The organism is Acidilobus aceticus (genome assembly GCF_055392325.1).
The window spans coordinates 910,601-924,743 of the sequence record NZ_AP042407.1; the positions used below are offsets into that span (position 1 = coordinate 910,601).

The 14,143-nt window shown below is 60.1% G+C and carries 16 protein-coding genes and 1 tRNA gene; 9 read left to right on the plus strand and 8 right to left on the minus strand.

Annotation, left to right across the window (positions count from 1 at the left end):
- The first annotated feature begins 17 nt into the window (after window positions 1–17).
- From ACZ5OO_RS04700 to ACZ5OO_RS04730, 7 genes are all read left to right on the plus strand, one after another.
- Window positions 18–521 carry a YbhB/YbcL family Raf kinase inhibitor-like protein gene (locus tag ACZ5OO_RS04700; protein ID WP_464077948.1) on the plus strand — a complete coding sequence of 168 codons (504 nt, stop codon included), beginning with the start codon at window positions 18–20 and terminating at the stop codon, window positions 519–521.
- Window positions 522–622: 101 nt separating this feature from the next.
- Entirely contained in the window at window positions 623–1,030 is a 408-nt protein-coding gene (locus ACZ5OO_RS04705) for a helix-turn-helix transcriptional regulator (protein WP_048812924.1), read from the plus strand.
- Window positions 1,031–1,041: 11 nt separating this feature from the next.
- Window positions 1,042–1,332, plus strand: a complete 291-nt coding sequence (locus ACZ5OO_RS04710) for a signal recognition particle subunit SRP19/SEC65 family protein (RefSeq protein ID WP_013266030.1) — start codon at window positions 1,042–1,044, stop codon at window positions 1,330–1,332.
- A 65-nt stretch (window positions 1,333–1,397) separates the two neighbouring features.
- Window positions 1,398–2,561 (plus strand): TIGR04053 family radical SAM/SPASM domain-containing protein, encoded by a 1,164-nt coding sequence (locus ACZ5OO_RS04715; RefSeq protein ID WP_464077949.1) that lies wholly within the window; start codon window positions 1,398–1,400, stop codon window positions 2,559–2,561.
- Window positions 2,558–3,529 carry an Lrp/AsnC family transcriptional regulator gene (locus ACZ5OO_RS04720; protein WP_464077950.1) on the plus strand — a complete coding sequence of 324 codons (972 nt, stop codon included), beginning with the start codon at window positions 2,558–2,560 and terminating at the stop codon, window positions 3,527–3,529. Before ACZ5OO_RS04715 ends, ACZ5OO_RS04720 begins: the two co-directional genes overlap by 4 nt.
- Window positions 3,526–4,698 carry a radical SAM protein gene (locus tag ACZ5OO_RS04725; RefSeq protein WP_464077951.1) on the plus strand — a complete coding sequence of 391 codons (1,173 nt, stop codon included), beginning with the start codon at window positions 3,526–3,528 and terminating at the stop codon, window positions 4,696–4,698. Before ACZ5OO_RS04720 ends, ACZ5OO_RS04725 begins: the two co-directional genes overlap by 4 nt.
- A complete protein-coding gene (locus tag ACZ5OO_RS04730) occupies window positions 4,695–5,366 on the plus strand; it encodes a precorrin-2 dehydrogenase/sirohydrochlorin ferrochelatase family protein (RefSeq protein WP_013266034.1) in 672 nt (223 codons plus the stop codon). The genes ACZ5OO_RS04725 and ACZ5OO_RS04730 overlap by 4 nt, the downstream gene beginning before the upstream one ends.
- On the opposite strand, the gene ACZ5OO_RS04735 is transcribed toward ACZ5OO_RS04730, so the two are convergent.
- From ACZ5OO_RS04735 to gyaR, 6 genes are all read right to left on the minus strand, one after another.
- Window positions 5,363–5,683 (minus strand): hypothetical protein, encoded by a 321-nt coding sequence (locus ACZ5OO_RS04735; protein WP_013266035.1) that lies wholly within the window; start codon window positions 5,681–5,683, stop codon window positions 5,363–5,365. The two genes, ACZ5OO_RS04730 and ACZ5OO_RS04735, sit on opposite strands and share 4 nt — an antisense overlap.
- 163 nt (window positions 5,684–5,846) lie before the next feature.
- Window positions 5,847–5,924, minus strand: a tRNA-Arg gene (locus ACZ5OO_RS04740).
- 91 nt (window positions 5,925–6,015) lie between these two features.
- Window positions 6,016–6,885, minus strand: coding sequence for a dimethylarginine dimethylaminohydrolase family protein (locus ACZ5OO_RS04745; RefSeq protein ID WP_464077952.1), 870 nt, complete (start codon window positions 6,883–6,885; stop codon window positions 6,016–6,018).
- Between the two features lie 84 nt (window positions 6,886–6,969).
- Window positions 6,970–7,815 (minus strand): uridine phosphorylase, encoded by an 846-nt coding sequence (gene udp, locus ACZ5OO_RS04750; protein ID WP_013266037.1) that lies wholly within the window; start codon window positions 7,813–7,815, stop codon window positions 6,970–6,972.
- Window positions 7,816–7,850: 35 nt separating this feature from the next.
- The gene (locus ACZ5OO_RS04755; protein ID WP_013266038.1) at window positions 7,851–8,789 is read right to left on the minus strand and encodes a carbon-nitrogen hydrolase family protein; all 939 of its coding nucleotides are present in this window, start codon (window positions 8,787–8,789) and stop codon (window positions 7,851–7,853) included.
- Between the two features lie 379 nt (window positions 8,790–9,168).
- Complete coding sequence (gyaR, locus tag ACZ5OO_RS04760; protein WP_464077953.1) at window positions 9,169–10,176, minus strand: glyoxylate reductase; 1,008 nt, start codon at window positions 10,174–10,176, stop codon at window positions 9,169–9,171.
- Between the two features lie 146 nt (window positions 10,177–10,322).
- Between gyaR and ACZ5OO_RS04765 the strand changes: the two genes are divergently transcribed.
- A complete protein-coding gene (locus ACZ5OO_RS04765; protein WP_013266040.1) occupies window positions 10,323–12,407 on the plus strand; it encodes a (Fe-S)-binding protein in 2,085 nt (694 codons plus the stop codon).
- On the opposite strand, the gene ACZ5OO_RS04770 is transcribed toward ACZ5OO_RS04765, so the two are convergent.
- Together ACZ5OO_RS04770 and ACZ5OO_RS04775 are read right to left on the minus strand one after the other, a co-directional pair.
- On the minus strand, window positions 12,402–12,875 hold the full coding sequence (locus ACZ5OO_RS04770) for an Hsp20/alpha crystallin family protein (RefSeq protein ID WP_013266041.1): 474 nt from the start codon (window positions 12,873–12,875) through the stop codon (window positions 12,402–12,404). The two genes, ACZ5OO_RS04765 and ACZ5OO_RS04770, sit on opposite strands and share 6 nt — an antisense overlap.
- Before the next feature lie 13 nt (window positions 12,876–12,888).
- Window positions 12,889–13,665 carry a proteasome assembly chaperone family protein gene (locus tag ACZ5OO_RS04775; RefSeq protein ID WP_464077954.1) on the minus strand — a complete coding sequence of 259 codons (777 nt, stop codon included), beginning with the start codon at window positions 13,663–13,665 and terminating at the stop codon, window positions 12,889–12,891.
- Between the two features lie 224 nt (window positions 13,666–13,889).
- On the opposite strand from ACZ5OO_RS04775, the gene ACZ5OO_RS04780 reads away from it, so the two are divergent.
- Window positions 13,890–14,129, plus strand: a complete 240-nt coding sequence (locus tag ACZ5OO_RS04780; RefSeq protein ID WP_013266043.1) for a ferredoxin — start codon at window positions 13,890–13,892, stop codon at window positions 14,127–14,129.
- Window positions 14,130–14,143 lie beyond the last annotated feature (14 nt).

The following is a 14,143-nucleotide window of genomic DNA, read 5'->3' on the forward strand; positions in this document are numbered from 1 at the left end:
AAAAGGTGTGCACCTGGTTGGCTAAGGAATACGTGCTCCGTGAAGGAGCCCAGTTCCAGCTCTTCAGTGAGGCCTTTAAGGAGGGTGAAGTCATACCCGTCAAGTACACCTGTGACGGTGAGGATATAAGCCCGCCGCTCAGCTGGTCCTCGCCGCCGCAGGGCACCAAAAGCCTTGCCCTAATAATGTATGACCCGGACGCCCCCGCCAACACCTTCATACACTGGGTCATCTACAACATGCCTCCAACGCTGACGAGGCTAGAGGAGGGCGTAGGCTCAAGCGGCGCGAGGGAGATCCCAGGGGTGGGGGTCCAGGGCCTTAACGACTTTGGCGACGTGGGCTACGGCGGCCCATGCCCTCCCAGGGGGCACGGGCCTCACAGGTATTACTTCGCCCTCCACGCGCTGTCGGCGCAGCTCACGTTAAGATCGCCTGTGACCGCGTCGTCCCTTCTGAACGCCATGAGGGGCAAGGTGCTCGGCTACTCCCTGCTCATGGGCAGGTACTCGAGGCAGTGAGCCTTGAAGGCTTACTTTTCTGTCAAGAAACTTATTAAGCTCTCTCAAGCTTACTTAAAATTAGTGGACTTCACCGAACAGCTACTAACAAGGTGATAGCTATGTCTGACAAGGAGAACGGCGACCTAGAGGAGAGAGCCATTGACATACTACGTCAGTACAAGGACGGCGTCCTTCAGAGCGAGCTCTGGAAGACCCTGGGCATTTCAAGCAGGGAGGGCTCAAGGCTCGTCCTGAGGCTTATTCGCAGGGGTGTCGTGAGGCGCGAGGAGGTCACCGTAAACGGCAGGAGGACGTACAAGCTTTACGCCGTGAAGGCCGGCGCCCCAACGTTCTCAATAAAGGTTGACGTGAGCAGCATCCTAGACATACCCTGCGCCGCGTGCCCTCGCCTCAGCGAGTGCGGCGCTGGGGGCTACTACGACCCGTCCACGTGCCCCCTCCTCGAGGCCTGGCTTAAGAAGGAGATAGCAAAGCTCAGGGTCCAGAGGGTCCAGACGGCCAGCTGACGGTGCGACTCATGCCAAAGGAGGACTTCGAGGGAAAGATGGTAATATGGCCCGTGTTCCTTGACTGCAACTACCCCAGGTCGCTGGGCAGGAGGCTGTCGCTCGACGCCTGCGTCAAGTCCCCCAGCGTGCAGGAGATCGTTAAGGCCGCGAGGGACCTGGGCCTCAACCCGGCCTTTGACGAGGCCAGCTACCCCAGGCTGTGGTATGAGATCAGGGGAAGGGTCATAGTTGACAAGAAAATGGGGAGGCAGGAGACCCTCAAAGCCATAGCGTCGAGGATTAAGTCCATGAGGTCCTGAGGTCCTTGCGTGCATATACTAATTATCAATAGCCTATACGCATCCGCAGCCGTGGGACTCGACGCTTGAGCAGGAGGGGCAGGTGGCCGTTCGAGGAGAAGCCTCTGCTGGTCTTCTGGGAGACCACCAAGGCTTGCCCTCTGGCGTGCATACACTGCAGGGCAGAGGCCATAACTAGGCCCCTGCCGGGCGAGCTGAGCCACGCAGAGGGCCTTGAGCTCGTAAGGCAGGTGGCGGAGTTTGGAAGGCCCTACCCAATACTTGTGTTCACCGGGGGCGACCCGCTCTCAAGGGAGGACATATGGGAGCTCGTGGACGAGGCCCATAGCCTCGGGGTACCGGTCGCCATGGCTCCCAGCCCTTCAAGGGCGCTGCTAGATAACCTGGACAGGATAGCCAGCGGCAAGGTGTCGGCCGTCTCAATAAGCATAGACCACCCGAGCCCGGAGGTCCACGACAAGGTCAGGCGCTACCAGGGCTCGTGGGGGGCCGGCGTAACTGCCATAAGGGAGCTCATAAGGAGGGGCGTCAAGGTTCAGGTCAACACAGCAGTCATGAGGTCCACGGTTGACGGTCTGCCGGGCATGGTAAAGCTCCTTAAGGACCTCGGGGTTGACGTCTGGGAGGTCTTCTACCTGGTGCCGGTTGGCAGGGCTGAGGCCAGGGAGGACCTGACGCCGCAGGAGTGGGAGGACGTGAGCGCGTTCCTCTACGAGGCCAGCAGGTACGGCATAAACGTCAGGACGTCCGAGGGGCCCATGTTTAGGAGGGTCTCGCTGCTCCTTAACTACGCCCGCTCGAGGAACCTGGAGCCCTCGAAGCTCGTCAAGCTTGGCGACCTCTACCTGAGGCTGACCGGCCAGCTCAGGGCCCTCCTCGGCGAGCCCGGCGAGGAGGCCAGGTTTGAGACCTCCGGCACGAGGGACGGCAAGGGCATAGCGTTCATCTCACATGACGGCATGGTTTACCCCAGCGGCTTCCTGCCGGTGCCCGTTGGCAACGTTAGAAGGGAGAGGCTTGTTGACATATACAGGCGCTCAAGGCTGATGGTCAGCCTCAGGGAGGCCTCGTTCAGGGGGAGGTGCGGCTCCTGTGAGTTCAAGGAGATATGCGGGGGCAGCAGGGCCAGGGCCTTCGCCTACAGCGGCGACCCGCTTGGTGAGGACCCCGCCTGCCCCTACGTGCCCGGGAGCCTTGGAGTTAACGTCAAGGAGGTGATGGCGCCTTGAGCGGCCTCACGGACCTCCAGGTTAAGGCCTTAATGGAGCTCGAGTATAACTTCCCCCTGACCTCAGCGGACCCCTACGCCGACGTGGCGTCATCACTTGGGGTCGACGAGGGAACCCTACTTCAGGAGCTCAGGCTGCTGAGGTCCAGGGGGGTCCTGAAGAGGGTCGGCTTCTACTACAACTTCAGGTCGCAGGGCAAGGACGCCGCGCTGGTGGCGCTGAGTGCAGAGGACGTGGACGCCGTAGCCAAGGCCACGGCGGTCGACCCCCTGGTCACCCACTCGTACCTAAGGGATGACCCGGACTACAACGTGTGGATAGTGGTGAAGCGCGACAACATGGACGAGATAATTAAGGCCGCGGAGGAGCTGGCGCGGGTGGGCAGGGCCTCGAGACACGTAGTCCTGACCTCGGTGAGGACCTACAAGCTCAGCGTCAAGTACGACCTGGTGAGGGGAGTCTCGAGGGCCGGCAGGTACGCGGTCGTGCCTCCCAGGGCCCCAAGGCCTGAGGCGCTGGGCGTCTCGCCCAAGCTCCCTGAGGCCCTGAGGTCGCTCCCGCTCGAGCCGAGGCCCTACTCGGCGGCGGCCAAGCTCAGCGGGCTCAGCGAGGAGGAAGTTGTAAGGCTGATCCCGAGGCTGCTTGAGGCAGGGGTCCTCCTGGACCCAGGGGCGGCGGTCGACGGCGAGTCCATAGGCTTCAAGGAGAACGGCATGGTAGTCATGGAGCCCTCGGGCTCGCCGGAGGAGCTCTGCGAGGCGGCGGCCAGGAGCGAGTACTCAACGCACGTGGTGCTGAGGTCGTCGATACCTGAGGGGGCCTGGAGGTACCCCTGCTACGCCATGATCCACGCGGTCAGGAGGGACCTGGTGGAGGAGGTGGCCAGGATAATAGCCAGGGACGCCGGGGCTAAGTCGTACAGGATAATCTACAGCATAAGGGACCTGAAGCCGGGTGTGGTAAGGTGATACCCGTAAGCGTCATGGTCGCTGGGAAGGGGACCGTCTCAACCAAGATTAAGGGCCACTACGGCAAGGGCTCGCCCTCGAGGTTCAGCGAGGAGCTCAGGCCCGTGGTCTTCTGGAACATAACTTACGCCTGCAACCTGAGGTGCGAGCACTGCTACATAGACGCCGGCCCGACGCCGAGGCAGGACGAGCTCGGCAGGGGGAGGCTCCTCGAGGTGGCCGAGGAGATGGCCGAGTTGGGCATACCCCTGGTCATCTTCAGCGGAGGGGAGCCGCTGCTGAAGCCGGAGTTCTGGGACGTGGCCAGACTGCTGTCAGAGAGGGGGAGGCCCAAGATGGCCCTGAGCTCCAACGGCACCCTGATAACCAGGGAGGTAGCCAGGAGGCTCAAGGAGCTCAACTTCAGCTACGTGGGGGTGTCCCTCGACAGCCTCAGGCCCGACGCCCACGACAAGTTCAGGGGGGTCCAGGGGGCCTTCAACATGACCGTGAGGGGGATCCATAACGCTGTAGAGGAGGGCCTTGACGTCGGCATAAGGACCACCGTCACCAGGTGGAACTACTCCGAGGCGCCCAAGGTAGTTGACCTCGCGGCCCAGCTGGGGGCCAGCAGGGTGAGCTACTACCTCCTTGACTCCATAGGCAGGGCCAGGAACATAGTGTCGGAGCTGCCGAGCCCGCAGCAGGTCAAGGAGTTCGTTGACGCCATAGTTGACAAGGCCAAGGAGTACGCCGGCAAGGTGGAGGTGGAGCTGGTCAGGGCTAACTTCGCGGGAATTTACATAGCCGACCTCCTGGCCAAGGATGGGAACGAGTTCATGGACTACCTGAAGCTCATAAGTGCGCAGGGGGACTGCGGGAGGAAGACCATAAGCATATACCCGGACGGCACGGTCAGGCCGTGCCAGTTCATAGACGAATACGTCATAGGGGACCTGAGGAGGCAGAGCCTCAGGGAGATACTGAGCTATAACAACCCGGAGCTGGTCAAGTTCATAAAGCTCTACGAGAACCTCAGGGGGCCCAGGTGCGGCCCCTGTCCCTTCAAGCTGATATGCGGGGGCGGGAGCAGGGGGAGAGCTGAGGCAGCGAGCGGCGACTTCTGGGGGGACGACCCCCTCTGCTTCATAGACCCACTGGACGTGTGGCGCAGGAGGGGCCAGGGTTGACCTTCATACCCCTCTTCATAGACGTCAGCGGCCTCAGGGTAGTGGTCTTTGGCGGGGGCTCCGTGGGGACCAGGAGGGCCCTGGAGTTCTCGTCAGCGGGGGCCAAGGTAACGGTCGTCGCCTCCCAGTTCTCCCATGAGCTTGAGGTTGCCGCCAAGGCGGGCCAGGTGGAGCTCGTTAAGGCTGAGGTGAGGCCCGGCGACAACGTGGACAGGTTCATAAGGGGGGCCCACATAGTAGTTATAGCCACCTCCGACATGGAGCTCAACGACTACCTTGCCTCAAGGGCGCTAAGCCTTGGAGTCCTCGTGAACAACGCGACTGAGGCGAGGAGGGGAAACGTGGTCTACCCGTTCACGGCCGAACCCATAGAGGGCCTCAAGGTTGCCGTCACCTCCCTGGGGCTCTCTGGGGTCGCGGCCAGGAGGGCCAGGGACAGGATAGTTGAGTGCCTCAGCTCTGACAGGTACCTCAGGACGCTCCTCTCCGTTATGAGCAAGTTTAAGGAGGAGCTCAAGGAGTCAGTAAGCGACCCCAAGGTCAGGGTGCCGCTCTACTTCAAGGTGTCCGAGGACGAGGTGTTCAACAGGCTCGTGGAGCAGGGGGACGAGGACGGCGCCCTCAGGAGGGCCCTCGAGATAGCCCGCGCGTCGCTTAACAGAGCTTAGCCTACCCCCCCCCCCCCGATAAGGCTCTGAAAGGGCCCTGGGTTCCCCTCCTTCAGGGCCTCTAGCGCCTTCTCTATGTCAACTACCGAGAAGCTGCCGAGGGACCTTATGGCGATCCTTATCATGGTCCTTGCCATGCTCTCCGGCACCACCTGCAGCATCTCCCTGTAGGTGCCAACGGGGTCCTCCACCAGGGACTCCGCAAAGGAGCGACCGTGCGTCATATAAAAGTGGCTGTCCAGGTTAACCACCATACCCAGGGCCACCTTCCTGAGCGCTGCATCTATCAGCTTAACGGCCTGCTCCTTTGAGACCAAGGCGACCGACCACGAAGCCTACAGTATATTTTATGAAGCCACTGAATATATTAGTTCTCAGACGTGGGCCGCATAGCGTTACCCTGCAACAACCATGAAGTGTTGGTATTACTCTTCGGACCTGGAGTATTAGGATAGAGAACCCAGCTGGAGCCCAGCGATGTGGCGGACCCGGGGGGATTTGAACCCCCGACCACCGGCTTAGGAGGCCGGCGCTCTGTCCTGGCTGAGCTACGGGTCCACCGGCCTCCTCGCAGAGGGGTAGCCCACCACCTTATTTTAACTTTACTGGATCCTTGGAACCAAGGAGCCGCCTGGAGTTGCCTTGCAGCTCAGCTCTCGCTCACCTGGTCCCTCCTCAGCACCCCAGTTAGGCAGTGCACCCCTCCGCCTCCCTTGAGAACCTCGTCAATCTTGACCTCTATCACATCAACGCCCTCTGACTCCAGGGCCTTCCTGACGGGGTCGCACCCAGAGCCCATGACCACCTTGAGGGGCCTGAGGGCGACCATGTTAAGGCACAGCCTCGCGCTCACGCCGCCGGGCAGCTGGGAGTACTCCATTGGCAGCACGTTAAACCCAAGCCTCTGCAGCCTGTCCATGGCCTCCCACGGGAACATCTGCCTCACTGTAACTATCGTCCTCACGTCAACCTGGGCTATGTACTCGTCTATGTGAATGACGTTTATAGGTACCTGCACCTCGACCACCTCCTCGACCCCCATGGACTTCACAGTCTCTATGAAGGACCAGAGGCCCTTCCTGTTGGTCCTCTCGCCCACGCCGGCTATTGCAACCTTTGGCGAGAGCATCATGGCGTTGCCTCCCTCGAAGACCTCGTCGTCCTCCATAACCTTCACTATGGGATAGCCGAGGCCCTCTATCTTATCCTTGAAGGCCCTCTCCTCGCCCCTGCGGACCTCGTACATGAACCTCGATATTATCGCGCCCGAGGGCCCCATGAAGAACGGGTCCCTGGCGTACATAGCGTTTGGCTTGTCTGTGAGGCCTTCAACGGTGTGAACCTGAACCCCCTCCTTGCGGTAGACCTCTATTAAGCCCTCTACCTCCCTCCTGGCCTCCTCCAGGTTCACTGGGGAACGGAAGAGGTAACGGCGGTAGTTGCTCTCATTAACTATAGACACCTCCTGGCCGGGCACGTGCATTAAGACCTCCCTTAGCCTGCCCACCTCAGAGCTCACAAGAAGGCCTCCCATGCTAGGTCCCAGGCTAGGCTTAACTTCCAAACATTAAATTTCTGTTAACTTGAACGCACCGAAAGGCGCTCAGGGGCCAGGCCTCAGGAGCGAGGGGTAGAAGTACCTCTTCCCGGCCCTCCCCTTAACCTCGTCCCACTCGTGAAGTATCCTCACGGCCTCGTCAGCCACCTTTATCAGGTTCTCCTCGCCAGCGTGGGCAACGAACTCATCCTTAACCCTCTGGGCGTAGACGGCGTGCACTGCCCCCGCCCTGAAGCCGTATATATTTGCTAAGGTAAGGAGGGTGGCGCTCTCCATCTCAAAGTTCAGCACCCTCATCTGCCTCAGGTCAGGCACGAGGTTCCTTGACCAGCTCGGCATGTAACCCCCGTAGCCCGGCCTCCCCTGGCCCACGTAGAAGCTGTCAGTAGAGGCCGTGATGCCAAGGTGGTACCTCACCCCGAGGCTCTCGGCGGCCTCGACCAAGGCCATGATTACCTCGTAGCTGGCCGAGGCCGGGTAGCCGGCCGGGGCGTACTGGTAGCTCGTGCCGTCCATCCTGACCGCGGCGGTGGTTATTATTATATCCCCAACTTCTATGTCATCCTGTATGGCGCCGGTGCTTCCAACCCTTATCAGCGTGTCAGCGCCGAGCTCCAGCAGCTCCTCAACTGCTATGGCGGTGGCAGGTCCCCCTATGCCCGTGGAGACCACCGCCACGTCAACGCCCCTGTAAACGCCCCTGAAGCTTGAGTACTCCCTCCTCTGGGCCAGCCTCCAGCTCCTGTCCCAGGAGGAGGCTATCCTTGAGGCCCTCTCAACCTCGCCTGGCATAAGCACGTACTTTGGCACGTCGCCCTTCCTGAGGCCCAGGTGGTAGGCCCTGCCCTCCGAGTCGAAGGGCCTTGAAGCTGAAGACATGCGCTCCTCCACTTTGGCCCCTGCGTAAGGCGAGGCCTCGCCTAGAACTAAAGCTCTTCCTCCTCGGGCTCCCCTCCCTTAGCGCCGCTGTTCCTGCAGAGCGACCTGAGGAGGGGGTAGAGGAAGTCCTTCGGCTCCCTCGAGGCGGCCTTGTCAACCTCAACGTAGACCGGGAGGTCGAGGTCGTCAAAGAGCCTGATCCTGTCCTTTATCACGCCGTTCTCCGGCTCGGCCATTATTGTGGGCATAAAGGCCACATAGCCAAGGCCGTTGGATCCCTCGACAGCGCCTCCCACCAGCACCGCAGAGAAGCCGTTCTCGCGGGTCCTCACGTCCAGGAGCTCCATTACCTGCTCATAGTCCAGCGTGAGTATGCCGTTGCTGGGCTCGGACCTCATCCTTATGAAGTTAGACTGGAACGGCAGCATAGCGCCTATCACTACGTCAGCCCCGTTATACGACAGGGACCTGAGGACCTCGGGGTAGTTTATGTCCTCGTCAACAAAGACCCCAACCCTCACGTTAGTGCGCCCGACCTCAAACACCAGGACGTCCTTGCCTGGCGTGAGCCCGCTCTCCCTCTCCTTCCTTGTAAGCGCCACCTTTCTGTACTTGCCTATGAGTCTCCCGTTGGGGCCCACCACTATTGTGGTCAGGTAGAGCCTGGGCCCGGCCCTCTCGACAAGGGGGCCAGCTATTACATAGACTCCATACTCCTCGCTGACCTTAGACACCATGGTTAGCGTGGGGCTCAGCTGCATCTCTGACTCCGAGATCCTCTCCGCAAAGCCCTTGAGTATTGAGGGGACCTTCTGGTCAGGGTAGTAGCCCACTATTGGGCCTGTGACCGGGTAGGCCGGAAGCACTAGAATGTCAACAGGATGATCGCTCACAGCCTTAGCCGCGAGCTCAAGGAACCTCTTAGTGTTGGTCCTCCTAGCGCCAAGCCTTATGCGGGTGTGCAGCACTGCTATCCTCAGTGGCATCGCCGGCACCTGTGGCTCTTGATTCAGTTAGGCGAAGTGGACTTAAAGCCTATACAGGCTTTTAGCCCATATCATTAGGGGAACGACCTTCTCTATGAGTATTATGAACTTCAGCTGAAGGCTAACCTAAGGGTGAAACAAAAAGGTTAGCTTTCAGAATGATAAGAACCTAAAGCGACTATCAGCAGCTTACTTCTTCTGCTCACCCTGCTGCTCAGCGGTCTTCTTCTTCTTTGCCAATTCAGGTCACCGGCCCTTACGGGCCGGGGATACTTTGTACTTGCCCGCACTCTTAAGAGTTTATACTCCTGAGAGCGGGGAGGCCGATTCAGGTTCCTATCTTTGGCGTTATACTCCATAGGAGTACGCCCATGGCGGCTCAGAAGCCGGGCGGCCTGACCCTAAGGACTTCCTCGTTCACCAGCGTCGGAGGCCTCTCCCCCCTGCTGAACGCCTCAAGGTTCCTGTACACTAGCTCCGCCATCTTTGCCCTGGTCTCCCTGGTGGCGCTGCCTATGTGGGGGGTCAAAACCACGTTGCTCAGCTTAGTTATCGGGTGCGAGGGGTCGAGGGGCTCGGTGGGGTACACGTCGAGGCCCGCCCCGGCTATCCAGCCCTCCTTGAGGGCCCTGTAGAGGGCATCGATGTCTACTACCTTTCCCCTGGCAGTGTTAACCACTATGGCCGTCCTCTTCATGAGCCTCAGCCTGGACTCGTTGACCAGGTTCTGGGTCTCGGGCGTGAGGGGCACGTGCAGGGTCACTATGTCACTCTCCCTGAAGAGCTCGTCAAGGTCAACGTAAGTTGCCCCCAGGGCCTCCATCTCCGGGTGCCTCCTCCTGCTGTTGTATATTACCCTCATGTCAAAGCCCTTGGCCCTCCTGGCGACCGCCTGGCCTATCCTGCCCCCTCCCACTATGCCCAGGGTCTTGCCGACGAGGTCGAAGCCTAACATCATAGTAGGGTGCCAGGCCGTGCCGGAGCTCTTCCAGCCCCCGCTCCTGACGTAGGCGTCCGACTCCACTATCCGGCGGGCCACGGCAAGTATGAGGGCCCAGGTCAGGTCAGCTGTGGCGTCGGTGAGCACGTCGGGGGTGTTAGTGACGTAGACGCCGTGCTTCGTGGCGCACTCGAGGTCTATGTTGTCAAAGCCCACGGCGTACTGTGCTATTATCCTGAGCTCGGGGCTCAGCGCCTCTATCACGTCACACGTTACCTTGTCCTCAAGCATGGTCACCAGGGCCTGCGCACCCTTGGCCCTAGATATGAGCTCCTCCTTGGTCGGGGGCCTGTACTCGGGCCACACGTCGACCTTCTGGAAAAGCCCCTTTATGGACTCAAAGGCGGGGAACGGTATCTCCCTAGTCACGAAGAGCCTGAGCTCCAAGCTCTCGCCCAGGGAGCCGTGGACGCTTGAATTAAAACGGTGAGCTGCCTGACGCGAGCTAAATTGTGACCGGCTAGACTGCAAAGGTACAGGCCATAGTTCAAGGCTTTTATATCAATCTGGCCTCGAACGTCTCGGCGTTTAGCTTGACCTACATAGGCATAGTCAACTTCGCCTGGGTCAAGCAGTACGAGGCCCTAGTATATGCGATAGGCTTCGTGGTCTTCCTGTGGCTTCTCTACGCGGCATACGACGGCTACAGGAGGTGGACCCACGGCCTGCCCAAGTGGAGGCTCATGTTCTGGCCGCCAGGCTACCCCGTGTCCAAGGCGCTGAGGAACTTCGCCCAGTTCGCGCTGCTGCAGTGGAAGACCCTGAGGCAGCGCTTCCCAGGGACCATGCACGCGCTGATATTCTACGGCATAGGGTGGCTCTTCATAGCGACCATACTGAGGGCCATAAACATGCACGTAGTTGTCTTCCTGACCGGTGACGTGTTCTACGCTTACAAGCTGCTCAACAACGTGGCCGGCCTAATGGTTATAGTGGGCGCCTCCATAGCCATTGTAAGGAGGAGGCTCAGGCTCACCCCTAACCTGCCCCAGGACCCATACTACTACCTAGTGCTTGGCCTCCTCCTGGTCATTGTCGTAACCGGCTTCCTCGTTGACGGCATAGCTGGCGTTGCCTACAGGTACACGTGGGAGAGGCCGTGGTTTGACCCAGTTGGCTACCTAGTGTTCACGTGGGCTAGGACGGTGCCCGTGCCAGAGCTGCAGGAGATTTACAGAGGCCTGTGGCTCTTCCACATGAGCATAGCAATGGCCGCCCTGGCAATAATTCCGTTCACCAACCTCTGGCACATCTACGCCGCGTCGCTCAACGTGGCCTTCCAGAGGCAGGGCGCCGCCCCTCAGGGGGTCAAGCCCGTGACGGACCTTGACGAGAGGATAGAGCAGGGCAGGCCCCTCGGCGTGGTGAAGCTCTCCGACACCACCTGGAAGCAGCGCCTGGACTTCGACGCATGCACATCGTGCATGAGGTGCACCAACGCCTGCCCAGCGTTCACCGCGGGAAAGCCACTGAGCCCGAGGGACGTCATAGTTACCATGCGTGACGCCATGAGGGAGGGCCTCTGGGACCAGCAGGCCTGGGGCAGCGGCAGGCTGCAGGTTAACCCTGAGGCGCTCTGGAGCTGCGTCACCTGCGGCGCCTGCGTCTACGAGTGCCCCGTCACAATCCACCACGTTGACACCATAATAGACTTGAGGAGGGGCATGGTCAGCGTGGGCTCCGAGGACGTCCCCAAGGACGCCCTCGACGCGCTCTACAGGCTGCAGCAGAACGGCAACCCGCTTGGGGCGAACCCATATGACAAGGAGCAGTGGCTGAACGAGCTCGCCCAGAAGTATGGCGATGACATAATAGCCAAGGAGGGGGAGGAGTACGACTACCTCTACTGGGTGGGCTGCATAACCTCCTACGACCCAAGGATAAGGCCCGTGGCCGAGGCCATAGTATCGCTCCTGAGGTCCGCGGGCGTCAAGGTTGCTATACCAGCTGAGCAGGGGTGCTGCGGCGAGCCCGCGAGGGCCATAGGTGACGAGGCCCTCTACGTTGAGCTCATGAAGCAGGCTCTGGAGGTCCTCAGCAGGTACAAGTTCAAGAAACTGCTTGTCAGCTGCCCCCACGGGTTCAATAACTTCAAGAACAATTACAGGCTCTACAGGGACTACCTGGCCAAGAGGGAGGACACCGCAAAGCTGGCGGAGGTCCTAGATAAGCTAGAGGTTGAGCACCACTCAGTCGTGCTCGCAAGGCTTATCAAGGAGGGCAGGATAAGGCCCGGCAAGGGGATAGATGCCGTGGTCACGTACCACGACCCGTGCTACCTCGGCAGGTGGAACGGCCTCTACGAGGAGCCCAGGAGCGTCATAGAGTCCACGGGCCTCAGGATAAGGGAGATGCCGAGGAACAGGTCCAGGAGCTTCTGCTGCGGGGGCGGCGGCGGGCAGCTGTTCTATGAGGTGAAGAAGGGGGAGCGCATATCGACCCTTAGGGCCGAGGAGGCCTCAAAGACCCTGGGCGAGGGCGGCAGGAAGGTCGTGGCCGTGGCCTGCCCCTTCTGCAACACAATGTTCAGGGCCGAGTCGGGGAAGTTCAACTTTGAAGTTATGGATATAGCCGAGATACTTAAGGCGTCAGTCAAGGAGGACAAGGGAAGCTCATGAGGAGGCCTTCCTGACCGTTATTATGAGGACCCCTCCCTTCAGCTCAGACTTGGCTGTCCTTGGGTCAACGGGCTCGGGCAGCACCTGTTCCCCGCTGTAGTAGCTGACCTTCCTGGCCCAGGACACCTGGCCGTAGGCCTTCCTCAGGGCCTCACTCCTTATCTGGGCCCTCACGGCTATCCTGTCGCGAGTCAGCCTGACGTCAACTGTGCGAGGGTCCGACCCAGACAGGTCAACCACTATCACTAGGTGGTCGCCCCTGTCATGCACGCTTATGAGTGGGCTCAGCACGCCGCTCCTGAGCTCCTTGAGCCTCTCCTCAAACAGCTGCTCAGGCCTCATCTCCTCCTCGAGGTCGTCCACCATTGACCTCATCCAGGCCTCCATCTCGTCGAAGTCAGACATGATATCGCGCATTATCCTCAGCGCCCTCTTCCTCATGCGCTCGAAGACGTCATCATATGACATGTCGGGTCAGCCCTCAGCTGTATATTAGTGGCGCCCTGTACTCATAGCCCTTACCTACCTTGGCCAGGGCGTCCTTGGCCTCCCTTGCCATGCCCTGGAGCCTCAGCCTCAGGGTCTCCGCCTCCTGGAGCAGCTGGCTCACGTCAACGCTTACGCCGGTGACCCTCGACAGCCCCTGGACAGCGAGGGCCGCCGCCTCCGGGTCCGGTATGTCAACAAATGAGTCCGTCAACAGCAGCAGCGTGTTCACGCCCCTCTTCACGGACTCCTTAAGTATGGTAGCGTAGGGGCCGACTATGAGGCCGTCGGGGAACGGCTTCCCCATGTCCTTCAGCGGGGCCGCCAGTGCCTCGGCCTCAGGGGTGGTGGCGAGCCAGTAGAGCGAGGGCTGGGCCTCAGCCCTGGCCGGGTTGCCGAGGCCGGAGATCCCCACTATGTACTCTATGCCCCTCTTCCTGGCGAACTCCACTATCGCAATGGCCAAGGGCACTATACCGCTGGCCACAGGCATGACCTCGGTGACGAGAACGGCCATGTTGCCGCCCGAGTATATCCTTATTGGGTACTTCACCGAGCCGTTGACCACCACCGCCGCTGGGGGCAGGTAGCCGTAGCTCTCTATGCCCACAGCATCATTTAATTTAAGGCTCCCTACTATGTGGCCAGAAGCTATGGGTCCCACGAGGCCAGCGTCCGGTATCCCCAGCACCAGGTACTTAGGCTTGCCGAGCTCGCCGTACTCTATGAAGTTATAGCCTAGGATCTCCTCCTCATAAGCTGCCAGAGGCACCCTGCAGCACCGTCTCACAGCTGGTTACAAACAATAATAAAAAAGAATGATGGCGGAAACAGACCGCACCGAGCGCACCATTTCCCGCGTCAAGGTCTAGCAGGCCCAGCCTGACACAGGAGGCTAATCCAGAGCCGTTCAATAACAGTCCTTGTCTAACTAGTGATAAGATTTTTGTATCTGTTCACCCAGAACGTGTGAGTCGGCAAGGGTGGTGACCTAGAGTGACCCTGAAGGTTTCGATAGATCCCAGGGACAACTGCATAGCTGACATGGTCTGCGTGAGCCTATGCGGAGACGTCTTTGAGATGAGTGACGTGGACGGCAAGAGCCAGATAATAGCCAAGTGGAGGACCGACCCCAACACAATAAATGTTGGCCAGGTGCCAGACGACATGAAGGACTGCGCCGAGGCCGCCCAGCAGAGCTGCCCGACCAGCATAATCCACGTCGAGCCCGCATAAAGTTCGCGAAACCC